The organism is Streptomyces sp. WAC 01529 (genome assembly GCF_003945545.1).
Lineage (GTDB): Bacteria > Actinomycetota > Actinomycetes > Streptomycetales > Streptomycetaceae > Streptomyces > Streptomyces anatolicus.
Map to the genome: position 1 here is coordinate 6748430 of NZ_CP029617.1, position 25069 is coordinate 6773498.

The following is a 25069-nucleotide window of genomic DNA, read 5'->3' on the forward strand; positions in this document are numbered from 1 at the left end:
GCCCTCGGCGGGTTCGCGCCCCGTGGTCGTGGACGGATCTCCAGGCGGAGCGAGAGGGCAGGGCCGTGCGACCACGAGGCGGTCGGACGGCGCAGGCCCCGTATGTCATCGGGAGCGTGCGGGCGTGGCAGTGGCCCGGGGCTGTGCCGGGCGAGCGGCTGTCAGGGCCGGAGGCCGCGGGTGCCCGAAGCTCGCTGCCAGGGTGCGGCAGCCGTCAGCAGTCAGGTGGACGCGTTCGTCGTGCAGGATCCGTGGGGTTTCCTCGCGGTTGAGGAGTCCCCGGGCTTCCAGGGAGCGGATGGTGCTGATGCTGACGCGGACATCATCGTGGCTGACCCTCGGCTTGTCGGTGTGCCGGTCGATCGTCACGAAGCCCCGGGCGACGGCACGCAGGGCGGTGCGCTGCGCGGGCGAGAGGTCGAGCGACCGGCCGGCGGGCAGGAGACGCTGGTGGCGCATCTCGACGGTCAGGAGTTCCGCGGTGGCCAGTGCGTCGTCGGCGCCGAGGGCGGTCAGGTCCCGTACGAGGATGAGGCGGCCCCTCACCTCCTCACGGGCCTCCTCAGCGGTCAGGGGCACCCCGTGCTCGCTGGGGGCGCCGACGCGGGTGTCGTCGAGGATGTCCTCGGCGTCCAGGAGGTGATCGGCAGCGTCGAGGGCGAGATGGGCGAGCTGCCGGATGCGTGCGTAGACCGAGCGGATTCCGGGGCTGGGGAACATCGGCTTCTCGTTCAGCGCCTCGACGATGTGGAGCGCTGACTTGGCCAGGTGCTGCGTGCGGGGGATCTGCCTGCCGACCGCGGTCGCGGGCCTGGCGCCGTTGATCTCCATGACGTACAGCGAGTGGAGCGCGTCGTTGTGACGGTTGTAGTCGGCACCGAGCGCCAGCAGCGCTTCGGGCGGGGAGAGGTGGACGGTCATCGGGGAGGTGAGGGATCCGTTCGGTGAGGGGGCATGGTCGGTGGCGAGGCAGCGGGCGGGGGTTCGGGGTACCGGGTGAGTTGGCTCTCGGAGGCGCATCCCGTCACCGGCGGACACCCGGAATCGCGGAGGTTCTTGGCGCGGGCACCGCCGTGGTGGCGAGGGTCGCGGTGGGCCGGAATTCGATGAGAGCGCGCTGCCCCTGCTCGGTGACCGTGATGGCCTGGCCGACGAGCAAGGGGGTGCTGGTGTCGATGGTGAGGAGGCCGCGCTTGGCGAGGGCCTGGAAAGTGGCTATGGAGATGCGCGTGCCGTCCTTGGCCGCGACCCGCGTGAGGCTCCGTCCTCGCTGCCCCCGCTCGTAGAGACGTCCCTCTCCCTGCGCCAGTGACTTCAGGGCCGAGTGCTGGGTGTCATTGAGTTTGGCCACGGCCTGCGGCGGGTGCGGTGATGTGGTCGCCAGGCTGCTCCTGATGCTCGTGGCGAGGTAGTGACAGGCGGTTGCCCCCACGTCGAACTGGTGGGCGGCGTCCTTGAGGTGGCTGTTCATACGGGGGACGGCCTCGCCGTGACGCGCCGCGCGGACATGGGCGTCATCGGCCGGATATCCGGCGAAGGGCGCTCCCTCGTACGGATTGGCCGAGATGGCCTCGGCGAGGTCGCTGCAGGCCATGGATGCGCCGGCCACGATGGCGGACAGGGCTTCCAGCCCGGCGCGGCTCCCGGTGACGCCGGTGTACGTGCTGTCGTCCAGGGCCCTCAGCTGCCCGAGCGCGGTCGCGGTCAGCTCCTGGGCCGCGAGCAGGAGCGGAGTGATCTTGTGCAGTGCGTCGGTGCCCGGGGTGTAGGAGAGGTCGCGCACGCGGTCGTGGAGTTCCTCGAAGCTCCGGGCCATGGCACGGAGTTGGTCTGGCTTTTCGTTCAGGTCGAGCGGGGGCATGGGGCTCCAGGAGGGGGTCAGCGGCCTCGCGTGGCCGTCTGCGTGTGGGGCGCGGGCCCGGGCGAAGGGCCCGCCGTGGTGGCTGGGGGCAGGGCAAGGGCGGCGGCCAGGACCGTGACACCGGCGGAGGTGAGGTGCACGCGGTCCTGCGGAGAACCCCCGATGTATGCGGGTGAAGCAGACTTGGCCTTGTGCGTGATGAGGCCCTTGGCTTCCAGGGACCGCAGCGTGCTGATCAGAACGCGTGCCGTGCGGTGGTGGACGTAACTCCGGTCAGCGGAGCCGGTGACCACGACGTGGCCGCAGGCGATCTCGTGCAGAGCCGTGTGCTGCGCGGCCGAGAGCGGTTCATCGGACCGTGGGGCGTTGCTCCAGCGCCTTCGCCGTATCTCACCGGCAACACGCGTCGCACTGTCCAGGACAGCTTCGGGGGCCAGAGCAGTCAGCTCGCGCGCCAGCTGAGGGCCATGGCCGGCGGAGGCGGTGCACAGGTAGGCGAGCTGCTTGAGCCGGACGACGGCGTCGGACAACTCGGCGCTCTCATACAGCCGTTCGTCGCGAACGGCCTTGATGGCGGCGAGGGTCTCGGTAGCCAGGCCCTGCGCGGCGGTGACGTGGGCTCCCGATTCGGGCTTGGCGCGGTCCGCGAGCAGGAGGTCGAGCCGGTCGTTGTGCTCGGTGTAGTGGGCGGCGAGGGAGAGCAGACGCTCGACGGGCGTCGGCGGCGGGGCCACCTCGAACAGCAGGGCCTCGGCGGGGGGTTGAGTCATGTGTGCGGGCGGCGTTGAGGTGCGGGCGCGGAGGACTGGGCCGGCGTGATGGGGGGCGTCGACGACGGCGTTGGCGCAGTGCGCGGAGCGGAGGCATTCGAATCGAGGACCGCGGTCACGTCCGCGATGTGCCTGCTACAGGCGAGAGCCTGCTGGGTGGTCACGGAGTGGGTGATGGCCCGCAAAGCGACCTCGGGTTCGCTGTTGCCGCATTGAAGGCAGCAGCGGTGGCGGGGGTCCCAGTCATCGGGGACTGCATGGATCTGTGTCATAGGCGATTCCAGGTGCGCTGACGGCCGGTGCGGCGATGTGGAGGGACGCCACGCGCAGCACAGGCCGTGAAGGGCGAGGGTTGGTTCTACGCGGCGGTGCCGAAGTCGGACTGCTTGGGGGCGGCCTTGGCGACGGCCCGCTCGGTGATGCCCTTGGACGCGCGGGCGGAGGCGGCGGACAGTTCGTCGGCGCCGGGTTCGAGATACCAGGGGCGCAGGTCGAGCATGGCTGCGCGCATGCCGGTGGCGAAGCACAGGGCGGTGCCCTTGGGCAGGGCGCGGATGGCGTCGGCGGCCAGGATGCGCTCCTGGCGCATCGACACCGAGGTGCTCTTGCCGGAATCCGAGTGTGAGGTGGAGGTGGTCTCCACGTCGTGGTCGCCGATCAGGCGGGAGAGCTTGTCGGCGAAGTCGGGGTCGTCGATGCCGGATCCGATGACCTTGATCGTGGAGGCGCTCCACATGGCGTCCATGCCGGCGTCCCCCCAGACTTTCTGGCCCTGGCGGTAGGACTGCAGGATCGTGATCGGGATGATCCCGCGGCTGCCGAGGTGGGAGTACAGGTCCGGAAGATCGCTGATCTTGCACACATTCGCGGCCTCATCCAGGATCGCGAGCATGGGCGGGTCCAGACGTCCACCGGCGCGCTCGGCCTGGGCGGTCGCGGCCCGCATCACCGAGTCCGCGCACGCGGCAATCAGTGCGCTGGCTCCACCGCCGCCGTCCTTGGAGAGCAGGTACAAGGTGTCGGTCGAGGTGACGAACGCCTCCGGCCGGAACTCCTCGACGTCCTTCTGCGGGGTCACCCAGGCGGCGATCTCCGAGTTCAGCAGCGCGGCGGCGTACTGACGGGCGGTCTCGTAGATGCCGTCGCGGGTCTCCGGCGGCCCTTCGACGGTGCCCTTGAGCTGGGCGGCGACCGCGGTGAAACCGTGGTCGCGCAGGATGTCCAGCGGCGTGCGGTCGGCGGGGAAGGCCAGCCACTGCATCACGTCGGTGATGGGGCGCTCGTCCAGGGCGGCGGCCAGGAACAACTGGCTCAAGATGTTGCTGCCGGCCTTCGACCAGAAGTCGCCCTGCTGGGAGGCGTCCACGCTCGCGGCGAGGAAGTGCCCGGCGAGCCTGCCCGCCCCGTCGAGTGTCTTGGCGGTGGCCAGGGGATTCCACCACATCTCCCGTGCCGTATGGGCGATTTGCTGCGGGTCCATCGACCAGGTCCGACCGACGGCCGCCCGCGCGTCGAGCGTGGCGGTAAAGGCATCACCGGCTGCCTTGTTGGAGGTCAGCAGGACCGGGCCGGGTGCGTTGAGGATGGAGGGGATTGCCAGGGAGGTGGTCTTGCCGGAGCGCGGCGCCATGATCGCCACGGCGACGTCCTCGTACCCCATGCGCACCTCGTACTTCGTGCCCTGGAGGTTGCCCAGGAGGATCCCGGTGTCGTTGGCGTCGATGTGCTTGGCGTCTTTGAGGCTCGGGCGCAGCGAGCGGGCTTTGGTGGTGATCGCCTTGGACATCAGCGGTTCGATGTCGGTGCGTTTGGCCATGCCCTCGATGCGCTTCTTGCGCCCGCCGCTGGTGCCCTTGTGCCGCTTGTAGAGGACGGCGGCGGTGATGCCGAGGGCGAGCAGCACGGCGCCGGGCAGGATGCGGGTGCCGATCAGGAGGGACGTTTCTCCCAGGTCCGGCCAGAGCTGGTCGGGGTGCAGGAGGGCTTGAACGGGCTGGTAGGGGGCGTCGGGCCCGGAGCCGGTGGCCCAGGCGGTGAGCTGTCCGCCGAGCCAGGCGAGATTGGACAAGGGAACCGCGACGGCGAGCACGCCAAGGAGGATCTTGAAGGCGATGTCCGTGGCGTCGGTGGACTGGTTGGGGGAGGGCTGGGGCAAGAGGGCGGATCCAGAGGGGAGTGCGGGTGTCGGTCAGCGGGCCCGGCGCTGCTGGGGCACATGCGGTCCGGGGGTGGATGAGGCAGGAGGCATTGGGGTGCTGCGCTGCGCGAGTGCGGTGGTGCGGTGCTCCAGCGCGAAGGCGACGGTCTTGGCGCTCACCCGGCCGGTGGTGGTGCGGCCGTGGGTGGCTGCCAGGTGCGGGACGCGGTGCGGTTCGCGGACCAGGGGTGTCTCGTCGGCTAGCGCCCCGAAGAGCGCGGCGACCAAGTGGGGCGGGGTGTCGCCGTCCAGGTAGGCGCGCCACAGGGTGGGCAGGTGAGGGACGGACGTCTCGACGACCCAGCTGGCGGCGCGGTGTTCATGGACGAGGCGGTCGACGCGGGCCAGGCCGTCGGGGGAGGTCATGCCCTCAGGTGAGGTGCGACCGTCGTGGTGGCGGGGAGCGTGCCAGCCTGCCGCGCGCAGTGTCTCGTAGGGGTCGTCGGGCGCGGCCCGCGGTGTGGCGGGGTCGGTGAGGGCGTCGGTGACCGCGGCGATGATCTCGACCGGTGTGTGGGCGTCGAAGGTGACTGACCAGGCCCGCTGGTCGCCGTGGTGGGCGTGACGCAGGGTCCACCACGGTTCGGCCGGGTCCGGATCTGGGGTGATACGCAGCTGGGCGAGCTGGTCCGGGCTGGTCAGGATGACCCGGGGCACGAGCGGGTCCTGGGCGGTGCTCCAGCGGCAGGCGCGGTGGAGCGGGACGGTGACCCAGGCCGGGTTGCCGGGGCCGGCGAGGTAGCGGGGCGCGACCAGCGCGATGTCGATGTCGTGCGGCACGCCGGTCACCTGCGGGCCACAGCGGACGGCGCCGCGGCCGGAGCCGCCGGACGGGCATACGCCTGGGCTGAGGTCAGGGCCGGTGAGCGGGGCGGGAGCTCCTGTACTGCGGCCTGGATTTCCAGGAGAACCCCGCCGTGGCTGGCCCAGTCGTCGAGGTAGGACCAGGCTTCCTCGTTGCGCTCGGCGAGCGCGTCGTCGTACGCGAAATCGCCCGGTCGGGCAGTCGGGGCCAGCGCGTCACGGGTTTCGAGCCATTCGCGCTGCAGCGCGCCGAGCTGCTCCAGGGCGTGATCGAGGACGCTCAGCTGCCAGGGCCAGCGGGACTGGATGTGCGCGGGGTTGAGCTGCTGTATCTGTACCTCGGCGGTAGCCAGCAGGTCCTTGGCGAAGGACCGGACGCGGTTGAAGGACCGCCAGGTGTCCGCGTCGCGCTTGACGGCATGACGGCTGTGCTCGGCGTCGTCGAGGGGCCAGCCGTCGAGGTCGCTGTGCTCCTCGCGCCAGGCGTCGAAGTCGGCGAGAATCCGCTCGCTCTCGCGCAGGAAGGCGGTGAGCTGGTGCAGACGCTCGCGGTGAATCACATCGGGGGCGTGGGCAGTTGGGGACAAAAGCGCTCTCAGACGAAGGATGGAACAAGGGGGGGGCGGTGAGCCGGGCGGGAGTATTGCCGCCCGGCTCGTTCAGCGGGCCCGGCCGGAGGCGGGCGCGGCCGGTGCGGCGCGGGGCGCCGGTGAGCCCGTGGTGAGTGCGGCCGTGCGGCGGGCCTTGCGACCGGCGGCACGCATCGCCTTGAGCCGCACCCGGTGCGTCTCGGCGAGCTGCTCGCCCTGCGGGCCGCGCTGCTCCTGGGTGACCAGGTGGGAGTGCGGCACGTCGTACATCGCGCGCTGCACGGGCTCGGTGTCGGCCAGGGCAGTGGTGAATGCGGCGATCGGGTGGGGCGGCATCTGCTCGTCGAGGTAGGCGTGCCAGATCCGGCGAAGGCCACCGCCGCCGCCTGGCACGGCAGCCTGGGCCCGCCAGTGGAAGGTCTCACCCGGCTCGACGGCCCACCGCTCCAGGCTGAGGATGCCGTCGGGATGGCGGGCCATCTCGTTGCCGTGTTCATCGCGCTCATAGGACCAGCCCGCCGCGGTGAGGGGTGACCAGATCGGCGGCGTCTGCTCGGGAGCGGGCTGGAGCAGCGCGTCGGTGAGGTGGGCGAGGATTTCCACGGGGGTGTGCGCGCCGAACTCGGTGTACCAGCGCCGACCGTCTTCTTCCTGGCGCGGATGCGCCACCATGCCCCGGTGGGCTCGGGGTCGGGTTCGAGCACCACGGTGTGCCGGTAGTCGGGGCTGGCCAGCAGGACGTGGGGGAAGTCGGGGTCGGAGCGGTTCGCCCAGCCTGCGGCTCGCAGTGCCTGGGTGATGTGCCGCGGGTCGCCGCGTCCGGCCAGGTGACGTGGCTGGGTCTCGAACCAGATGGTGCCGTGCGGAGAGTTGGCGCGGGTGGGGAGGTAGGGGTCGGGCGTCACTGCGGGGCGCCGGTGTGCCTACGGAGCCGCTGTACGTCCCAGTGCAGAACGTGCCAGTCCGTGACCTCCTGGGCGGCTTCGCGGAAGGCGGCCATGATCAGGCGGGTCTCGTCGGGCACGGGGAACGCGGCCTGCTGGCCGATGAGGTGCTCGGTGCAGCGCAGGGCATCGCCGAGCAGGATCGGGACGCCGTCGTCCTCGTCGAGCAGCGCCGCGAGCAGCGGCAGTACGTCGGCGAGCGGGGGATGCGTCCGTAGGTAGGCGGCGAGGTCGGCGAGGGTGCTTGTGGCCTGACGGACCTGGTCGGGGGTGGGGGCATCGGGTGCGTGGTGGGGCAAGGCGTGAGCTTTCGGTGCGAGGCGAGGGGGGGCAGCCGGTCAGCGGCGGGCGCGGGAGCCTGCCTGGGCGTACGGGCCGGCGGTGGGTGTCTGGCGGCGTGGCCGGGTGGAGGCCCAGGAGTTGCGGGCCCAGGTGGCGGCGCGGGCGGCTCGGACACGGGCCTGCTGCCAGGCGGACAGCTCCTCGGGCCGCACGGACACGGAGGTGGTGCGGATGCGGGTGGAGGGCGGTACGTGCCCGCGCGGGCGCATAACCTGTTGCGGGTCGGCCAGCGCGGTGCTGAACGCCTGGACGAGGTGCGTCGGCGTGGAAGCGGTGAAGGAGGCGTCCCAGATCCGGCCGTGCTCGTTGCGGGCCCCGGCCCACCACAGCGCCTCACCGGGCTTGGACTGGTGGAACTGCAGCCAGGCGCCGCCGTCGGGGCTCATCGCGGTGAAGTGCTGGCCCTGCTCGGTCTTCCAGCGCTGCTCCTGCAGCGGCGCCCAGACGTTGGGGGCGTGCGCGGAGCGGGGGCGGGTGAGCGCGTCGGTGAATCCGGCGACGATCTCCACGGGTACCTGGCGGGTGAAGGTCGCGTGCCAGGCTTCCTGGCCGCGGGCGGCCTTCCCGGAGATCGTCCAGCCGCCGGGCTGAGTGAAGGGGTCGTATCCGATGCGCACGGACTTGTCCGGGCTGTCGAAGACCAGCGGCCCGCCGGTCTTGGACTTGTCGTTCCAGCCGGAGGCGCGCAGGAACTCGCTGACGAAGCGGATGTCGCCGCCGCCGGCGAGGTAGCGGGGCTCGACCAGGTAGTGCTGTTCGGCTTGCTGGGCGCCGGGGGCCCAGCCGGCCCACTGCTGCTGTTTCACCGGCTCCTCCTGACGACCATGGCGGAGGCGACGGGCTGGGGCGGCAGAGTGCTTGCCGTGGTGGGCGGTGTCCCGAGCTGCTTGATGGCGTCGGCGTGCTCGTCAAGATCCAGGCCGACGCTGTGCAGTTCGTGGGAGGCCCGGCCCATGGCCAGCCAGACCTCGGGCGGGAGCATCCCGCGGTGGGCCTGGTTCTGGGCGAACCGGGATCCGGTGCCGACCAGATCGGTGACCCGGGTCAGGACACCCTCCTGGGTGTCGAGGACTTTGGCGAGGATTTCGGCCGCTTGGCGCGGGGTGGCCTGGTCGAGGTGATCGTCCAGGGTCTTGATCAGGCTGGCGATGTACTCGGCGAGGCGTACGGGATAGGACGACAGGTCGGTCATGGGCCTCCTGGGGGGCGAAGGAACGGGGCGGTCAACTGCGTCGTCCGAGGCGGCGGGCTTCGCTGAGGACGGCCTCTGGCCCGGCGGGGCCAGAGGGAGGGACCGTTCGCAGCTGCCGACAACGACGGCGCGCAGGTAGTGGCGGAACAGGGCAACGGCCAGACGCGGGCTTCGGCTGGCGGTGATGGGCGGGGGCGTGCGGTCGGGCGCGGGGATGTGCGGCATCTCTCGGGTGGCGGGGGCCGGCCTCCGCGGCGGGAGCCGGCCGGGGACGGTTATAGGGAGCGGCGGGAGCGATGGCTGCCTGCGTCAGGTGGTGTCACCGGTGGCGACGGCCGCGCGGTGGCACGGGCGGCCTGGTCGGCGGTGCCGCCGAAGACGGTGTCAATGGCGATGCGGTACCCGGCGCCGGTCAGCAGGGGGATGGCGCGGTCGATCATCTGTTTCATGGCCATCTCGCCCCAGTGCTCGGGGACTTGGTGCCAGGTGTCGGCTTCCTCGGGCATGCAGTGCCGGTCGAGGCCGAGGCCATCGAGCAGTTCGAGGAGGTGTTCGGGGGCGCTGGTGCGGCTGTCGACGTAGATGGTGCCGTCGCGGTGGTAGACCAGTACGTCGACGTCGTGCTCGTCGGCGAGCGTCATGGGTGAGGCTCCGGGGTGTTGAGGTTCACCGCCGGGCGGCTGGAGCGGTGCGGCTGGGGGCCTTGGGCGCGGGCCGGGTTCCGGCCGAGGGCGCGGCGGCCGGGTGGCGGTGGTTGCGGATGTCGGCGACCGCTTCCTGGTAGGCCACGGGGTCGAAGAGATCGTCGGGGATGTTGACCACGTATCCGGCCAGCAGGAGAGAAGGCAAGGCACGGGTGGCGACCTTCTTCTTCTCCTGTTCGCTGAGGTGGCTGGGGACTTCGTGCCAGACGTAGACGGGGCCGGCCGTGACCTCGGTTTTGCGTTCCAGCCCGAGGGCGTCGAGCAGGGCCAGGAGCTGCTCGTGTGCACCAGTGGGGGTGTCGGCGTGGATCGTGTCGGTCAGGGGATTGCGGTAGATCTCGACGTCGCTGCCTTCGGCGTCGGCTCTGTTGCCCACGGGCGGGCTCCTCCGATCTTCTGGGGGGGCTATCACCGCCGGGGGCAGGCGACTTGGCCGGGGTGGTTGCCGGGGCGGTGGTCAGCGCGGGTGCACTAGTGCGCGCGCCCTGACGCTGCTGCTCGACGGGCATGATGTGCGGCTGGCGCTGGTAGGGGCCGCGGGGTCCGGCGGCGGAGATGAGGCTGCCGACGGTCTGCAGGATTCCCTTGGCGCGTTCGTCACCGCCGACCGCGAGGACCAACTGGGTCTTCGAATCCCGCGGGATGGTCACGTCGAGGACGACGAACGGCGGCTCGTCGTCCGTCGACCTGTTCACCGAGTCCGCGCCGCAGGGGCCGCTGGGGTCGGGGCCGCGACCGGGGCGGTGTCCAGGGCGGGCTTGGCCTGCGGGAGTCGCACGCTGATGCCGATGCCGAGCTGGACGAGCTGAGCTGCTGCCCGCTGGATGGCCTGGGCCTGGGCTGCGGTGTCCTCGCCGGGCAGTACGAAGTGGTCATGGTCCTTGTCGTAGACGCAGCCGTTGTCGGTGAGGATCTCGGCGGCATCGGCCCGGTCGGGCTTGGTGACGTGGAAGTCCCGGCCGCTCAACGTGATCACCACGAGTTCCGGGGGCAGCGCCGGGGCGAGGCGGGCGGCGTTGTCGCGGACTTGGGCGAGGGCCTTGTCGTAGCGGGGCAGGAGGGTGGTCGTGATGTCCGCGGCGGCCTGGGCCGGGTCGTCGGGGACGGTGATGCCGTCGGGCTCGCGCACGGTACGGAAGGCTTCCGCAGGGATGTCGGCCGGGGCGATGGCGCCGACGAGGAACTCCTCGCCGCTGCGGGGGCGCGGGATGACGTACAGGCGGGTGCCGTCGTCGCGGGTGAGGACCGCGTCCTGGTCCAGGACGTGCTCGGCGATGGCGTGGGCGACCAGGTTCATGTCCCAGAGGTGTTCGGCGCGGGCGAACTGGTCGGGGTACTGCGCATGGGCGTGGTGCTCGCTGGTCCAGTTGCCGGGGAGCTCGTCGGCGAGGGCGATGGCGAAGGACGCGAGATCAGGGGTGGGGTCGTGCATGGGTTCCTCGGGATGGGGGTCAGCGCCGTCGCCCGGCAGGGGCCGGGGCAGTGGGCGGCGGGCTGGAGGCGGTGTTGGGCAGGGGCGGGGGTGGGCAGCCGCAGACGGCGGAGGCTTCGCGTTCGTTCGGGCCGACTTCGGCGCTGCATACGCTGCGCTGTGGGTGAGGCTTGTGCCGGTCGGCGAGGTCGGCGCGGATGGCGGCCAGGTCGGCTCGGATGACGTCCAGGTGGCCTTCGGAGAGGTGGCGCAGCCGCCCGGCGGTAGCGATGTCAGTTGGTCCGCCAAGGCTCAGGTGGAACTCGATGGTTGCCGCGAGGACATCGTCGAGGGCGGCCAGGACGCCGTCGTGGGCGGCGGTGAGTTCGGTCAGGGCATCCGCGCCCTCCTCGGTGGTGGTCGCCTGGCGGATGCGTTCGCCCTGGTGAGCGACGGAAGCACCGAGGGGGAGGTAGTGGGCCTCGCGCCGTTCGGTCTCGAACGCCGCGTCGCAGGCGACGTGGTACCGGACGGTGCGCAGGCGTGCCACGGCCCGGGTGGCGAGACGTTTCTCCTCGGCTTTGTCGAGGCCGGTGGGCAGCCGGTGGTAGTGCTCGTGTACGCGGACGACGGGGATGAAGCCGGTGCGCTGAAGGATGCTGTGCGCTTCCGGGTCGCCGCCGCGGGCGAGGACTTCGCCCGAGTGCACGTCGCGTTGCAGGGTCAGGTAACGGTCGGCAATGGCCAAGGGCACTGCTTTCTCGGAGTGTTCACCGGGAACGGCGCGCGGGCGCGGGGTGCGGTGCGGCAGGCACGCGGGGGCATGGGTGGCGTGCTCGTTGGCTGCGGGCAGATCCGCGGCGGCTGCCTTCAGGTCCTGCTGGATGCCGTACAGGCGCCGGGCGATCCACTCCAGCCGGTGCCCCGCTGCGGGACCGTAGGAGTGGGGCAGCTCTTCCAGCCGGTGGGCGGCCTGCTCGACCAGGCCACGCACCGAGGCGATCGGCCCGTGGGTCTCGTCGGCGAGCTGGCACATCAGCGTGGCGAGCTGTGCGGCCACCGCGGGCGGGGACTGTTCTGTCACCGGCCGTGGCAGCACCGGGCGTTGGGCCGGTGGACGCACGGTCAGTGGGCGCCCGCCTTGGGGCTGGGCGGGCGCCAGGCCCAGATCGGCCTCGATGCGCCGGCACTCCTCCACGAGCGCCCGGACGAGGGGATAGGGCTGCCGGGCCCGGGCGCCGTCGTCGCGGATAAGGTTGGCGATCACATCGAGGCGGCCGGGGCGGGCCTGCAGCGCCACCCAGCGGCATGTGTGTTCATCTGCGAGGCCGGTGGCGCGGGTCAGCCGCTGGGCGATCTCCGCCCACTCCGGCCGACGCAGGTCCCGGTCGGCGGGGTGCAGGCGGACCGCCAGGTGGAAGATCTCGGGAGCGTTGGCGTTCGGCCCGGCAGCGTAGGGGTGGAGGGACTGCGGCGTGCGGAGGTACTCCTCCCAGTCGGCGAACATCCACTCCTTGGGGCCGCCCTCGGCGACGCTGCAGTCCACAGGCGCGCTGGCCACCACGAGATCACCCAGAACGTCCTGTTCGGCGACCGGACGGTCCAGCGCGGCGGAGAGCGAGATGGAAGGGAAGGACTCCGCCTCGTGGATGTACGGAATCATCGGCCGCCCCGGGCGTCCGCGATGTGCACGAGCTGGTTCAGCGAGGTGGTGGAGTACCAACCGCAGTCGATCACGGTGCCCGCGTCGGCGAACTTGGGGATCAGGTGGTCCTCCAGGGCCCGCAGGTAGACGAGGCAGTCGGCGCAGCGCCGGGAGAGGTGGACCAGGTAGCGGGGGTGGGCGGTGACGAACGTCTGCTGCCCGCCGTTGGGGTCGCGCAGCCGCCAGCCGTCCTCGTCGGTGGGCGTGTGCCAGGACGGAGTCACCACCGTCATGGCATCCCCCCACAACTCCCCGCCGGCCACGCCCTTGAGGACGACGACTTGGTCGCCGGGCCGGAAGTGGTCATGGGTCATGTCCCTCTTGGGCGTGAGGATGTCGTCGGGAACGTACGGCGGGCGCGCGGCTTGGGGCACAAGGGGGTCCTTCCACGAACGGCACGGGCGGCGGTGGAAAGACAATGGTCCGGAGGATCCCCGGTTTCGCTAACCGGGGATCGTCGGGTATACGGCATCCCCGCGCCCGCCGCGCACAACTAGCGGAAGGGGTTCTCCGTGCCGCGATCGGCCTCCGTGGCGGCGTCGAGAAGCTCAGGAAGGTCAGTGCCTTCGGCCTCTCGCTGGTCGATCCACCACCCGGCGCGGGTGATCGTGCGGATCTTCTCTTCGAGTGCGGACCAGTCCGCCTCGTCCCAGGTGCCTTCGGTGACCAGCGCGGTGTAGGCGGCGGTCACCAGCTGGTGGCGGGAGCGTTCGCCCCAGTCCAGGGCCTTCTCGGGGCCTTCGAGCGGTGGCATCTCGAACTGGGCGGCCCAGTCGGCGGCGGCCTGCTGTTCGGCGGCGCGCTTGGCGGCGAGCCACTCCTGCTTGCTGGCGCTGTCGTTGTCGCGGGCGGCCTTCCAGCAGTCGGTGCAGTCCTTGGAGGCGAGCCAGCGGGCGAAGGACGCGCGCTTGTCGGCGGGCCGGTCGGACAGGTTGTGCGTCACGGTGTGTCCACAGGTGTGGACAACTTCGAAGGATGTGCGGACTGCCACGTGGTTGTTCCTGCTTTCTGTCTTCTGTGTTGTCTCAGCGGGTCCTGCGGATGGCGTCTGTGGCCGCCGTGGCGATGGCGGCGGGAGCGCTGGAGGGCCGGGGCAGGTGCAGCAAGGTGGTCCCCGGCAAGTGCTGGGACCGAGCGGTGAGGGTGAGCTGGAGTACGGCGCAGCCGGCGGTGGTGAGCTGCTTGACGCGGGTGACGGCGTCAGCGGTCTCGTCGGCGGTGTAGATGGCGTCGGTGACGATCACGAGGAGACGGCCGGCGCCGGGGCGGCTGAGTTCGAGGCCGTGGTCGAGCGCATCCAGGGCGTTGGCGAGGTTGTGACTGCTGCCGTTGGCGCCGAACGTTGTCACGCGCTCCGGCGCCCGGTGGCTGGGTCGGGTCAGTGCGGTCAGATGCGTGTCGTAGGCGATGGTGGCGGTGAGGGAGTCGGGGTCGGTCAGGGCCGCTGCGCGTGCCACGATCCAGGCAGCGGACGCGACGGGCGCGCAGGCGGCACGCATGGAGCCGGAGACGTCGACGGCGATTCCCACACGCAGCGGTGGGGTGGGCGAGTTTCGGCGCCGGGTGTGGGTGAACGGTTCTGCGGTGGGCACCGACCCGGCCGCGCGCTGAGCGTCGCGGGCGAGGGCCGCGCGCATGTTGAGGCGGCCGGGCGGGGTGGGGCTGGTGGTCCGCTCCTCGGTCCGCTCGCGGTAGGCGGCGGCACGCAGGGCGCGGCTCAGGCGGGCGGCGGCACTCTGCTCGGCGGCGGTGGGCCTGCGGGTGCCGGTGACCGGGTTGCTACGGGGCGCCGATGTGCCGTCGGGGGTGACGGTGGTGCCACGGGTGTTGAAGACCGACTTGGCGGTGGCGGCGGCTTTGCGTCGCTGGCCGGCTCGCTGGGCGCGGTCCTGAGCCTGTGCCTTGGACTGCGCGGCCAGGGCGTTGGCCGCTGCGGCCTGTGCCGCGAGGTCGGCGGCGTCGGTGGCTGCGGTGCTGTCCATGACGACCCCCACGGCGCCGGACAGCAGATCCGCGAGGTCCTTCGGCACAGGCAGGGCAGGGGCCGCGGCGTCCAGAGCGTCGCACCACTCTTGACCGCGCGCGAGCATGGTCGTGGCGTCGTGGTCGGCACACTGGTGGGCCGCGGTCCAGATACGGGTCAGTGTGGCCAGCAGGTCTGTGCCCAGCACCTTTTCGCACAGATCGGCGACGGCCCGGGTCTCGCCGGCGTCCAGGATGCCGACGTCACGGCGGCCGAGGATCAGGGCCGCCACGGAGGCGGCCTGCTCGATGCCCTGGACGGTGGGGTGGGCGATGTCGGGCATGACCAGGGTTCGGGCACTGGTGCGCAGGTATGTGCGGTCCGTGGGCCGCGCGATCAGGTGTGCGCCTTCGACACGGCTCTCCTCCAGCAGGAGCGCGGCCTCGACGACACGGGGGTTCGCTCGGGCAGGCGCCGTCCAGACGGAGTGGGCCGCGTGCGCGGCCTCGTGGACGAACACGCCCCAGGCGGCGGGATACCGCTCCTCGTCGCCCACGATCCGAGGATGGATCTCGTGGGGCTTAAGCGGGGCGAACAGGCCCGCGTCGAATTCGACCTCGCCCAGGGTTGGGAAGAACGCGGCCGGTGCGCCGCTGCGCGTGCCGGGGCGGCAGGTGACGAGGAGGTCCTGGCGGCCGGAGAGGGCGACGAGCCGGTCGCCGAGTTCGGCTCCCACGCGCAGCCACGCGCTGGGGGAGGAGCGGGGTTGCGCGGGCGGGGCGCCGTCGTCGTCCCATCGCGCGAGGTCGGCGTCATCGTCCGGCGTGGACTGGACGTGGTGGTGGGCGCTCATCGCGGGCGGCCCCGGTGTGCGGAGCCGGTGCTGCCCGGGGGCTGCCGGGCAGCTGAGGCGGGGAGCTGCTTGCCGAGGGTGAGGGGCGCGATCTTCTTGACGCCGGCAGCCTTGATGACGGCGGCGGCGACGATGTCGCGATCCTCCGCAGGAGCGATGCCGACGAGGTTCGCGAGGGCGGCTTTGGTGCCGAGGACGGCCTCGGTCTTCTGGTAGCTGAGCAGCTCTCGCAGCTGGGGGGCCCAGCCCAGCTCGCCGAGTTCGACCTGGTGGGCGAGGTGTCGGGCGACCCGGACAACCCGTGCATCGATCCTCAAGGCCAGGGCGAGGTCGTAGTCCGTGCCGATCTGGATCTGCACGCTGAACCGGCTCGCGAGCGCCTCCGTCAAAACCGCCCCGTGGACGCCGGGATTGTGGCCCGCCACCACGTAGAAGCCTGGCTCGGCTTTGATGGTCTCGCCCTTGTGGGCCTTGACCTGGATCTGTCGGCGCCCGTCCATCGCGGGATACAGCGCTGCCAGGACCTTCGGTGAGATCAAGGTGGCATCGTCGATCAGCAGGGCGCGGCCCTCGGCCATCGCGGTGACCAGCGGCCCGTACTGGAAGACGTAGCCTCCCGCGTCGTCCTGTGTGTACTCGCCGATCAGGTCGCCGACCGTGGTGTCGCCGTCGCCGGCGACGGTGAGCAGGTCCGGGAACGCCGCCTCCACCAGACTCGTCTTGCCGGTGCCCGGAGGGCCGTAGAGCAGCACCGGCACGTCGGCGTCGCGCAAGCGATTCAGCGCCTCGACGTCGGGCAGATCGGCCAGCTCCCGGGGGTGGTAGAGCTGTCCCCCCGCGCGGCGGATGGGGCCGGTCTGCCGGGGCGTGGCTGCTGCGGTGATGGTCGTGCGGGCCGTGGCCGCCTGGGCGCGGGGAGAGTGGGTGCCCGGTGGGCTGATCACGGCGGTCTGCGCGGCTGCGGCGGTTTTCGCGTTCGCGCGGAACTCCGGTTGTCCGGTTCCGCTTTGGTCGGCCTCGCCGCGTCGCACCAGGGTGAGGGCGGCGTTGCGGACGGCGCCGTGGGAGTGGCCCAGCTGCCTGGCCATGTCCCCGATGGTGAACGTGTCCGTCGGCCGGTCGGCCAGCAGTCGGGCCACCTTGGCCCGTAGTTCGCCGCCCTTGGTGCGCGCTGGACTGGTGCGCGTTCCGGGTGTGGTCAAACGAGGATCCTTCTACAGGTGCGGGTGCGGGTGCGGGCGGGGTTGGCGATGCGCTGGAAAGGCTGGCCGCTCTCGGAGCGGATCGCGGACTGTGCCGACGTCGGCGACCGGGCCAACCGGGGCGGATTGTCGCCGCTCATCGGCCGGCCGAGGGATCGGTACGGGTACACGGGATGGCCGGCGACGAGCAGCTCGCTGGCTGCCGAGCGGGTCCGTGCGTCCGCTCCGTACCTGGTTCCGTCGCACGGCAGACGCATCCTGGCGCCTCTTCGAAGCCGGACTGGAGCAGGATCCGCCGGGCGGCGGCGTTGTAGCCGGTGGTGGTGATCTCGCCGGTGATGGCGTGCCGGATCGTCATGAACGGCTCTGCTGGCGTTTCGGGCAAGGCGGGTCTCCTATCGGTGGTGGCGGGGAAGCGGGCCTCACCGCCCCGCAGCTACTGGACTCCCTTTTCCGCACGTTCCGATAGCCGGATGTACGACCAACCGCTAGGGGTGAATTCCCTTGGCGTTGGGGGTGTTCAGCGCGAGGCGTGAGTCGGCGTGTGGCGGTGCCGGCCCCGACGCTGGGGGACAGCGAGGTGCCGGTTTGTGGCGAGCAGGACGATGAGGGTGAGCGCGGCGCCGGCTGCGGGGAGAGCCGCACCGATCGGCGGGTGCTCGGAGAGCGTGCCGGACAGAGCGGTCCCGGCGGCCTGGCCGGCGCCGACCGCGGCGATCAGCCAGGCGTGCGCCTCGGTCGTGGTGCCGGCCGGAGCGAGGGCGTCCACGGTCAGGAACGCGGAGGTGATCACGGCGGTGAGCAGCAGACCCGGCACAGCCGTCAGCGCGACCGCGGAGAGGGGGCCGGTGACCGTCATCAGTGGAAGCCACGCGGCTGCGAACAGCGCTGCTGCGCAGCGCAGTTGCCCGGAGAGGGTGCCTGGCCAGGTGCGCTTTCCGTAGAGGAAGCCGCCGATGAGGCTGCCGGTGGACAGTGCGGCCGGGATGAGCCCGGACAACAGATCCATCCCGAGATCCTCGGCAAGGGCGACGGCCCAGACGTTCATCGCGCCCAGGGCGAAGCCGACGCCGCTCACTGCCACGAGCAGCCAGCGCAGCCCCGCGTGTGCGAGGGGCCCGAGTGCGCCGGTGCGCTGGGTCGCTCGGGCCGGGCGCCAGCGGCGCGACGGCTCAGCACTCAGTACCACCGCGGCGCCCACCAGCCCGAGCGAGGCGCTCACCACCATCGCGGCGTGTGGCCCGGTCGTCGTGGACAGCAGGGCCACCAGCGGGGGGCCGGTGACGTAGATCAGCCCCTGGGCGCCGGTGTCGAGCGCGAGCGCCGCCCGGCGCCGCGCCTCGTCGGGCAGGACCACGGGCCACAGGGCCCGCAATCCCGCTTCCAGCGGCGGGGTGCTCAGACCGGCGAGCGCGACGAGAGAGGCGGCCAGGCCCGGCCGGGCGGGAATTTCGACCACGGCCAGGGCCAGCAGGCAGACCGTGGTGAGCAGGACCGCCGCGGCGGTGACCAGGCTCTGGCCGCGCCGGTCGACCATCCGGCCCAGGACCGGCTGCCCGATGGCGGAGGCCAGTCCGTACAGCGCGCACAGCAGTCCGCCCATCCTGAGTGATCCGCCCTGGTCGGCGACGAGCAGGAGAATCGCGACGGGCGCCATGCCATTGGGCAGGCGTCCGATCAGGGTCCCGAACAGCAGGCGGGCGACGTGGCGTTGCGCAAGCAGCGGGCCGGAGCCGGTGGTGGAGGTCAACGGGCGCTTCTGGGGTGAGACACCCCGGGGGCAGGGGGTGCTAGCGGCGGCGGGCAGTGCCGGGGGCAGGGGGCGCGGCCGGAACGGCAGACGGTGTGGGCGAAGGTGCCGGTGGTGTGGGGGTTACGAGGAACGCCGGGCGGGGTGTGCGGTGCGGTGGCAGTACGCCGGCCCCCAGGCCCTCCATGGCGGACTCGATCTCCTCTCTCAGCGCGCCCAGCTGCCTCGCGAGGACGGACAGACGGGCGGCGGAGTGCTGGCCCTGTTTCGTCTCCAGCGCATCAGCGAACGTCGCCGCCCGGTCCAGGAGGTCGGCCAGGCGGGGCAGCGGACCGCGGGAGAAACCGGAGTCATCCACGGCGTCGAGCAGTGCCATGTAGACATCCCCGGTGTGCCGTGCCTCATCGATCTGGCGGACCAGCTTCGCCACCGGGGCCTCCGCTGCAGGAGTTGGGGGTGCGAAGGGCGAGAAGTCCGGGCGCAGGACCCCGGCGGGGACCGGGGGAGGGGATGCTTCGACTGCTTTCTGCACGGTGTCGTAGTGGCCGAGCACGCGGATTTGTTCGGTGCCGAGTTCGCCCGCCAGTACCACCACTGTCTGGTCGTCGGGCTCGACGAGGTGGGCCAGGGTGATGAGCTCGTTGTCGGCGCTGTACCAGACCTCGTCGACGTCCAAGTCGCCGCGTCGCCATGCCTCCAGTGCGAGGTCCGTCCAGAGCTGCTGTTCCTCCAATGGCAGTGGCGGACCGGTGGGGCGGTGCTGTTCGGCAAGGCCGCTGATGATGAAGGCACGTTCGGCCCAGGCCAGAACGTAGGGCCACAGCTGGAGATGACGGGCGCGGGTGGCATCGGGCTCGGCCTGGCTGTCGGGCGCGGACCGGATGCGGACGATGTGGTCCGCGGCGTGGGCCATGTCCTCGATCAGCTCCCGCCACGCGGCATGGTGTCGGGCCGGCGGCATGGTCTCCACGGCACTCCGTGCGGCGGCCAGCAGCGTATTCGCGTGCGGCGCCACATGGCGCTCGAACAGCTCGGCGCCTTCTCGGCGCCGGCTCTGCGTAATGACTGCCGCGGCCTGTGAGGCATCTGCGGCCGTTGCCTGGGACCAGGCGCGCTCGTTCCGCCGGTGCATGAGTGCGAACTGCTCCTGGAAGGTGCGCAGTTCTGTGAGGGCGGTGCCGAGGTCTTCGGCGGGGATGTCGGTGATGAGGTACTCCGGTACAGGGGCGTGGTGGCTGCGGGGGATTCAGCGGCGCGGGCCAGCGGCGTTGAAGACCACCGCCCCCGGGGGCGGTGGGGCTGCGGCCAGCTTCTTGGGCTTCGCGGGTGGGGCGAGGGGCGCAGGCGTGGCGGCGCGGGCCATCTCGATCAGCTCCTGGCCGTCGACGAGCCACACCGCTTCCGCGTCGGCGAGGGTGGCGGGATCCGGGTCGTCCAGTGCGTCGAGGTTCAAGCCGTTGTGCATGCGCTCCAGGAAGATGGTCTGCTCGGCCGAGAGCGGCGTGTCCTCGCGCAGGGTGGCGATGAACGCGATGGCGTGGGCGCGGAACCGGTACAGCGCTGCCTGCAGGTCCACGGGGTCGTGTGCCCCCGGCTTGTCCCGCGCCCAGCGCAGGTCCCGTTCGGCTTCGTCGAGCCGTGAGAGATGGACGGCTCGTTTGTAGTCGGGCAGCAGGCGGGTCTGGGTGAACCGGGCGACGAGCCGGGCATCGGAGGCGATGACGCTGCGCGGAGCCGGGGCTGTCACATGGACGTGATCAGGGCTCGGTATCAGAGCGCCGACCATGTACGCGCCGTCTGAGGGGCGCTCGACCAGCAGCAGCTCAGTGCCGCCGCCATCGCGGAGGATCGCCGCGAAGCCCAGCGGAGATCTGTCCAGGAGGTCGGAGATCTCGCCCGCCTCCCAGACGAAGTCTCGTAGGTAGTACGGGTGGTCTTGTTTCTGTGGCAGGGGCTCGACGTCTGCCATCCAGTGGCCCGGCAGTGCCGCCACGATCGCCTCGGCGATGTCGCCGAGATAGGGGCGGGGGTGGGTGGCGATAGTCACCTGGCAGTCGCGGGCGGCCTGGTGGAGATGGGTGAGCGCCTGACGCGCTCTGGCCTGGTCATCCAGCGCCAGGGTGCGGGTCGGGTCGTGGCTCTTGGTGAAGTCGGACAGGTCCAGAGCGGTCTGGGCCCATCTGCGGCCGGTCCCACTCGGCAGGGCGATGATCTTGTTGTGGGCGCTGAGGTAGAGCGTGATCTTGGCGGAGGGGGTCATGGTGCCTTGCGTGCAGGAGAGGTCAGGGCCGGCGCCGCTGCGTGGAGTGAGGCGCGGGATGTGACGGCCAGGTGGGGGTTCGCGGTGGCCACCCGTTCACCGGCGCGCTGTGCCCGGCGGCGGGGAGCAGGCTCGGATCGAGATCGACCTGGTAGCCCGCGGCGTGGAGCATCTGGGCGGCATAGGTGGCCTGCCGGTTCTCGTGCTGCTGGCCGGTGTCGAAGTGCAGCCGGATCCAGACGCCGCCCAGAATCGGGCGGAAGATGAACCCCGCGCGGTCCAGGATCTGGGCGGCGAACTCGTCGACGGGGCTCTCGACATCCACCTCGCCGCCGCGTTTGCGGGCGATGCGGATGGGCTCGGTGCTCATGCTCATCGCCCCCGTGCCGGGCCCGGGTCCGGAGCGCGTCCGGCGACGGCGGTCGGTTGAGCCGAGGGCTGTGCTCCGTTGCGGAGGTACGGGCGAGCGGGCTGGGGGGTGATCGCGGGGTCGAGCGAGTAATCGGCGTGCACCCGCAATCCGTGGGCACGCAGGTCCTGGACGGCCTGGCGGGTGCGGCGCTGGCCGTCCTGTTCCGGATGCGCGATCCGGTACACGCCCGCCAGCTCGGGGACGGGCTCGAACTGCTCGCGGGTGAGGAGCCACTCGGCCAGGTGTGGGGTGACCGCGGCCGTGGGAGCGGCGACGAAGCCGTACTCGGGGTGGACGGCGAAGTGGAAGTGTTCGGACAGAAGACGGATCCTTTCTGCTGGGTCAGCGGTGTGCCGCCGAAGGCCGGCGCACGGCGGAGGGTGCCGGGCGGGCGGTGAGCAGGCGCGGGCTCGGGGCCGACAGCGCCACCGCTACGCCCGGGACAGCGGCCCGGGCCTGGCGCTCGAACGCCTCGCTGTCGGCGAGCCAGGTCTCGATCGCGGGCAGGGCGGCGAGACCGAAGCGGCTGCGCGCCTGTTTCCACCCGTCGACGGAGAACAGGACGCCGCGCAGTTCCTGGTCCTCGTCCCGGGTTTCCTGGCTGTCGGCCAGTGCCGAGTGCAGGCGCTCCAGTGCGGCGGCGTCCTGGGGCCAGGCAGTTGCGGCGGGGCGGCACCGGCTGAGCAGGACGGGAGCGTGCTCAAGTACGTGGCGGAAGGAGAGCCAGGCGTAGTCGGCGAACGAGCGCTCCATCTCGGGAAGCATCCGGGAGTCGGCGAGTGGGACGCCGTCGCTGTAGCGGCCGGACGCCTTGATGGCCTGCAGGGTCTTGTACTCGGCCCGGATGTGCTCCAGCGCGCTCAGCACCGTATCGAGCCGGCGTTGGTGCAGGGCCCGGCTGTAGGCGGGCAGGAACGTAGTGGTGACGGCGCGGGCGGCGAGGTCCGGTTCGCCGGGCAGCACAATGCTGCGCGGCGCGTTCGGCTCCTCCCAGTTGTCCTCGAACTCCTCGGCGGCGAAGGCTCCCAGGAGGTAACCGCCACCGTTCCCGGGACGTTCGATCAGCAGCAGTTCCGTGCTCGCCCCGTTCGTGAGGACGACCGCGCCGGGAACGGCGTCGTGGAGCACAGCCTGGAGAAGATCTCCGCTGTCCCACAGTGAGCCGATGAGGTCCTTCTGCACCTCAGGGTTGTAGTAGAGCTCCAGCCGCGCGCTCCAGGCGCCGGGCAGCCGGGCGGCGAGGTCCTCGCCGAAGTCCCCCAGGTAGGGCCGGGGGCTGGTGGTGATGGTTGCGCCGCACTCGTGGGCGCGGTGCACCAGGGCACTGGCCATCTGGCGAGTGGCCGCTGGGTCGGTCAGCGGCGCGGCGAAAGCGCCGCCAGGGATCCGCTGGAACCCGGCTGCCTCCAAGGCACGGGCGGCCCGGAGGTGCTCCTCGCCGTACGGGACGGCGACCAACCCGTTGGCGCGGCTGGTGCTGAGGATGATCTGCGTGGGAGGTGTGGGTGACATGTGGTCCTGGTGGTCAGCGCCGCAGTCCGCGGCATGAGGACCGCGGGGGCGGGGCGATGAGCGGGCGGAGGTGTCCTCAGGGCAGCGGCGACCCGGGGCCCCTCGCCCCTGCGGCCGCTTTCGGTGTGCAGCTGTGCAGCAGCGGCGATCAGTTGCGTCCGGGCCGTGCTGCACTTCGCGGCCGCGATGACCCGCAGCGCTTTGGGATCGCCTCGCAGGTGCGAGGTCTCCACCCCTGAGATGGCCTCGCGGTAGAAGCCGGTGGACACACAGTCCAGAGCCTCGGTCAGGTGGCCCATCGCATCAGTGACGGCGGTCATCGCCTCGGCCAGCCGCATCAGAGTGTGGCGCTCGGGAAGGGAGACCCTCTCGGAGGCGGCGAAGCGTTCCTGCGCGCGTTCACTGGCGTAGGTGAGGTGGTGCGCGAGCAGGGCGATGGCGTCGGTGAGCGCCGCCGCCCCACCTCCGCATGGGAGATGGGAAGGTGGGCGGCGGCGTCATTGAGACGCCGGCCGAGGTAGTCCAGGGTGGCCTGGGTGACCCCGGAGGCCATCAGGACACCAGCTCCTGCCCTCGTGTTCGTTGTAGGGAGCGCGGCTTGGTGAGCACGGGATCCTGCGGGAACGTCGGATTCCGCGAGTGATGAGCACTGCTTGAGTCGGGTGATCATGAGCAGGGCGCGCCACCGGGACCTTTTTGGTAGTCACTTTAAGTAGCTGACGGGTGGCGACCAGCCCGGGGCAGATGGATTGATTGCTCAGCAGGTCCGTCGGACCTGCTCCACGCTCTGGCCGTTCACTCCTGGTAGCGCGGGAGGATTGCGCCGTTCCTGACGAAGGTCAAGGCGGCGGCGACGTCGTATGCATGGATCTCGGAGGCGAGCGGTGCCAGCTGGTTGGTCAGGCCCTCGATCGCGTTGCCGGTGAAGAATGCGTCCCGTGCTGCGCTGTCGCTGAACCCGAGGACGAGGGAGGCGTGGAATCGCTGGTCGTGGGGGGTGTCGTGGGCGACGTTCGGGGTGTCCCAGAGCTTTTCGCTCCAGGACAGGAACGTCTGCGTGCGCAGTTCCTTCAACGCTGCAGTGTCGGCAAGTGCGTGAACGAGCTGCTGGTTGACGAACTTCCGGAACTCGCCTGCGCCGACCCCGTCTCTGCGGCGCAGGTAGATCAGGGTGCGGGCACCGACCGTCTCGCCGGGGCTGCGTAGAGCAGGGTGCGGCGGAACACGTTGATCTCGTCGGCGTGAGCCAGCTTCGTCTGCTTACGCCCTTTCAGGGGCGCAAGCGCCGATTGGAAGGTGACTTCGGCGACGCCGTCGATCTTCCGGTCCGCGGGGATCGAGGTCTACACCCCGTCGGTCGCCGGCCACCGGCCCGGGTTGTGCTCGGCGAGGTGGATCTGTCGGTACTCCTCCAGGCCCCCGGGGTCGGGGAGATGATCCCTGAGTGCGGTCCGTTCCAGTGGTTCATGCCGGTCTGGCGGGGCTGGTCGGTGCGCACCCACAGCAGGATCGAGGAAAGTGAGGTGCTTCTTCTCCACACCCAGCTGAGCGGCGGACGGTGAGGTGCTCGTGGTGCTGCTCTTCTCTTCCTGGTCGCCGAACGTGCAGTTGCGGTGTTCGCCAGTGGTCAACGGGCGAGGAACTCGACCGCGAGGGGGGCGAACTGCTGGTGGTACTGGAAGATGCCGCCGTGACCGGAGTCGGGGTAGATGGTCAGCTCACTGTCCTTGATGCGTCGGTGCAGGTCTTCGGAGAGGACCGAGGGCACCATGCGGTCGTTGTCGCCGTTGGCGATCAGGGTGGGCTGGGTGATCGTCGACAGGTCGTCGGGGGTGGAGCGCCCCCACTTCTTGATCGCCTTCAGCTGTGTCTGGAACCCCTGGGTCTTGATCTTCGCGTCGCGGTCGGAGGTGCGCTCCTTGAGCCGGTTGAGGAACGCGCGCGCAGCGGGCTTGCCGGTGGTGTTGCGGTTGAAGAACAGGAATTCCTTGGGGTCCGACCGGGTCAGAGTGGCGCGCAAGATGTCCCAGTAGGTGGTGCCGGCGACCTTGTCGATGTCCTTTCCGCCCTTGGGCCCGGTGCCGGTGAGGACGAGTTTGCGGACGAGTTCGGGGTGCTTCACTACCAGGGCCTGGGCGATCATGCCGCCGAGGGAGAAGGAGAAGACGTCGATCTTGTCGAAGCCGAGCGCCGTGATGAAGGTGTAGGCGTCGTCGGCCATGGCCTCGATGCTGTCCGGCACCTGGCCTGTGGAAGCTCCGACCCCGCGGTTGTCGAAGGCGATGGCGTGACGACCCTTGGCGATGGGGTCGATGATGCGCGGGTCCCAGTTGTCCAGGGTCGCGGCGAGGTGGACGAAGAAGACGACGGGGATGCCGCCCTTGGGTCCCAGCTCGCGGTAGGCGTAGGTGACGCCGCCGGCGGTGATGGTGCGGGCCGGGGCGTGGGCGTACGAGGTGATGACGGGTTCGTTCGGGGTGCCGGTGCTGCTCATGATGGTTTCTCCTGGTGTGTTTCTGGTCGCCCGCAGCGGGGTGGTGGCGGGTCTGCTGGGGCTGATGATGACGGCCCTGCCAAGCGGGGCACCTTGCCCGTGA

Annotated in this window: 28 protein-coding genes; 2 read left to right on the top strand and 26 right to left on the bottom strand. The window is 71.1% G+C overall.

Translation table 11 applies throughout. From position 1 onward, the window contains the following. Positions 1–105 precede the first annotated feature (105 nt). The 23 genes from DMA15_RS37690 to DMA15_RS30130 all read right to left on the bottom strand — a co-directional run bounded on the left by DMA15_RS37690 (position 106) and on the right by DMA15_RS30130 (position 20918). Positions 106–921: a hypothetical protein gene (locus tag DMA15_RS37690; RefSeq protein ID WP_240660019.1), complete on the bottom strand. Its 816-nt coding sequence runs from the start codon at positions 919–921 to the stop codon at positions 106–108. A 103-nt stretch (positions 922–1024) separates the two neighbouring features. Further along, on the bottom strand, positions 1025–1861 hold the full coding sequence (locus tag DMA15_RS30025) for a hypothetical protein (RefSeq protein ID WP_240660020.1): 837 nt from the start codon (positions 1859–1861) through the stop codon (positions 1025–1027). Positions 1862–1878: 17 nt separating this feature from the next. Next, on the bottom strand, positions 1879–2631 hold the full coding sequence (locus DMA15_RS30030) for a hypothetical protein (RefSeq protein ID WP_125515851.1): 753 nt from the start codon (positions 2629–2631) through the stop codon (positions 1879–1881). A gap of 358 nt (positions 2632–2989) precedes the next feature. Beyond that, positions 2990–4786 (bottom strand): type IV secretory system conjugative DNA transfer family protein, encoded by a 1797-nt coding sequence (locus tag DMA15_RS30035; RefSeq protein WP_125515852.1) that lies wholly within the window; start codon positions 4784–4786, stop codon positions 2990–2992. Positions 4787–4819: 33 nt separating this feature from the next. Beyond that, a complete protein-coding gene (locus tag DMA15_RS30040; protein ID WP_240660021.1) occupies positions 4820–5608 on the bottom strand; it encodes a DUF317 domain-containing protein in 789 nt (262 codons plus the stop codon). A gap of 5 nt (positions 5609–5613) precedes the next feature. Further along, a complete protein-coding gene (locus DMA15_RS30045; RefSeq protein ID WP_240660022.1) occupies positions 5614–6192 on the bottom strand; it encodes a hypothetical protein in 579 nt (192 codons plus the stop codon). Between the two features lie 99 nt (positions 6193–6291). Next, positions 6292–6894, bottom strand: coding sequence for a DUF317 domain-containing protein (locus tag DMA15_RS30050; RefSeq protein ID WP_240660023.1), 603 nt, complete (start codon positions 6892–6894; stop codon positions 6292–6294). Between the two features lie 229 nt (positions 6895–7123). After that, the gene (locus tag DMA15_RS30055) at positions 7124–7465 is read right to left on the bottom strand and encodes a hypothetical protein (RefSeq protein WP_125515854.1); all 342 of its coding nucleotides are present in this window, start codon (positions 7463–7465) and stop codon (positions 7124–7126) included. 39 nt (positions 7466–7504) lie between these two features. Next, complete coding sequence (locus DMA15_RS30060; RefSeq protein ID WP_125515855.1) at positions 7505–8314, bottom strand: DUF317 domain-containing protein; 810 nt, start codon at positions 8312–8314, stop codon at positions 7505–7507. Continuing rightward, complete coding sequence (locus DMA15_RS30065; protein ID WP_125515856.1) at positions 8311–8700, bottom strand: hypothetical protein; 390 nt, start codon at positions 8698–8700, stop codon at positions 8311–8313. The genes DMA15_RS30060 and DMA15_RS30065 overlap by 4 nt, the downstream gene beginning before the upstream one ends. Before the next feature lie 275 nt (positions 8701–8975). Continuing rightward, entirely contained in the window at positions 8976–9341 is a 366-nt protein-coding gene (locus tag DMA15_RS30070) for a hypothetical protein (RefSeq protein ID WP_125515857.1), read from the bottom strand. A gap of 25 nt (positions 9342–9366) precedes the next feature. Then, positions 9367–9780: a hypothetical protein gene (locus DMA15_RS30075; RefSeq protein WP_125515858.1), complete on the bottom strand. Its 414-nt coding sequence runs from the start codon at positions 9778–9780 to the stop codon at positions 9367–9369. 315 nt (positions 9781–10095) lie between these two features. Beyond that, positions 10096–10836 (bottom strand): hypothetical protein, encoded by a 741-nt coding sequence (locus DMA15_RS30080; RefSeq protein ID WP_125515859.1) that lies wholly within the window; start codon positions 10834–10836, stop codon positions 10096–10098. A gap of 19 nt (positions 10837–10855) precedes the next feature. Further along, positions 10856–12478, bottom strand: coding sequence for a hypothetical protein (locus DMA15_RS38150; protein WP_346428930.1), 1623 nt, complete (start codon positions 12476–12478; stop codon positions 10856–10858). Continuing rightward, the gene (locus tag DMA15_RS30090) at positions 12475–12834 is read right to left on the bottom strand and encodes a hypothetical protein (protein ID WP_240660297.1); all 360 of its coding nucleotides are present in this window, start codon (positions 12832–12834) and stop codon (positions 12475–12477) included. The genes DMA15_RS38150 and DMA15_RS30090 overlap by 4 nt, the downstream gene beginning before the upstream one ends. 179 nt (positions 12835–13013) lie before the next feature. After that, a complete protein-coding gene (locus DMA15_RS30095) occupies positions 13014–13463 on the bottom strand; it encodes a hypothetical protein (RefSeq protein WP_125515861.1) in 450 nt (149 codons plus the stop codon). Between the two features lie 82 nt (positions 13464–13545). Continuing rightward, entirely contained in the window at positions 13546–15336 is a 1791-nt protein-coding gene (locus DMA15_RS30100; protein ID WP_125515862.1) for a hypothetical protein, read from the bottom strand. Beyond that, positions 15333–16475 (bottom strand): AAA family ATPase, encoded by a 1143-nt coding sequence (locus DMA15_RS30105; RefSeq protein WP_164551964.1) that lies wholly within the window; start codon positions 16473–16475, stop codon positions 15333–15335. The genes DMA15_RS30100 and DMA15_RS30105 overlap by 4 nt, the downstream gene beginning before the upstream one ends. A gap of 199 nt (positions 16476–16674) precedes the next feature. Next, positions 16675–16896, bottom strand: a complete 222-nt coding sequence (locus tag DMA15_RS37695) for a hypothetical protein (RefSeq protein WP_125518090.1) — start codon at positions 16894–16896, stop codon at positions 16675–16677. 162 nt (positions 16897–17058) lie between these two features. Beyond that, entirely contained in the window at positions 17059–18288 is a 1230-nt protein-coding gene (locus tag DMA15_RS30115) for an MFS transporter (protein ID WP_125515864.1), read from the bottom strand. 40 nt (positions 18289–18328) lie between these two features. Then, positions 18329–19420 (bottom strand): hypothetical protein, encoded by a 1092-nt coding sequence (locus tag DMA15_RS30120; RefSeq protein WP_125515865.1) that lies wholly within the window; start codon positions 19418–19420, stop codon positions 18329–18331. A 114-nt stretch (positions 19421–19534) separates the two neighbouring features. Next, positions 19535–20548 carry a hypothetical protein gene (locus DMA15_RS30125; protein ID WP_125515866.1) on the bottom strand — a complete coding sequence of 338 codons (1014 nt, stop codon included), beginning with the start codon at positions 20546–20548 and terminating at the stop codon, positions 19535–19537. 22 nt (positions 20549–20570) lie between these two features. Further along, positions 20571–20918 carry a hypothetical protein gene (locus DMA15_RS30130; protein ID WP_125515867.1) on the bottom strand — a complete coding sequence of 116 codons (348 nt, stop codon included), beginning with the start codon at positions 20916–20918 and terminating at the stop codon, positions 20571–20573. A gap of 137 nt (positions 20919–21055) precedes the next feature. On the opposite strand from DMA15_RS30130, the gene DMA15_RS30135 reads away from it, so the two are divergent. Next, complete coding sequence (locus DMA15_RS30135) at positions 21056–21358, top strand: hypothetical protein (protein WP_125515868.1); 303 nt, start codon at positions 21056–21058, stop codon at positions 21356–21358. Here DMA15_RS30135 and DMA15_RS30140 read toward each other — a convergent pair. Together DMA15_RS30140 and DMA15_RS30145 are read right to left on the bottom strand one after the other, a co-directional pair. Then, positions 21303–22472, bottom strand: a complete 1170-nt coding sequence (locus tag DMA15_RS30140; protein ID WP_125515869.1) for a hypothetical protein — start codon at positions 22470–22472, stop codon at positions 21303–21305. The genes DMA15_RS30135 and DMA15_RS30140 overlap by 56 nt on opposite strands. A 795-nt stretch (positions 22473–23267) precedes the next feature. Then, a complete protein-coding gene (locus tag DMA15_RS30145) occupies positions 23268–23546 on the bottom strand; it encodes a hypothetical protein (RefSeq protein WP_125515870.1) in 279 nt (92 codons plus the stop codon). A gap of 317 nt (positions 23547–23863) precedes the next feature. Here DMA15_RS30145 and DMA15_RS36830 point away from each other — a divergent pair, with 317 nt between their 5' ends. Then, the gene (locus tag DMA15_RS36830; protein WP_164551854.1) at positions 23864–24034 is read left to right on the top strand and encodes a hypothetical protein; all 171 of its coding nucleotides are present in this window, start codon (positions 23864–23866) and stop codon (positions 24032–24034) included. 65 nt (positions 24035–24099) lie between these two features. Here DMA15_RS36830 and DMA15_RS30155 read toward each other — a convergent pair whose 3' ends face one another. Beyond that, positions 24100–24966 (bottom strand): alpha/beta hydrolase, encoded by an 867-nt coding sequence (locus DMA15_RS30155; RefSeq protein WP_125515872.1) that lies wholly within the window; start codon positions 24964–24966, stop codon positions 24100–24102. Positions 24967–25069 lie beyond the last annotated feature (103 nt).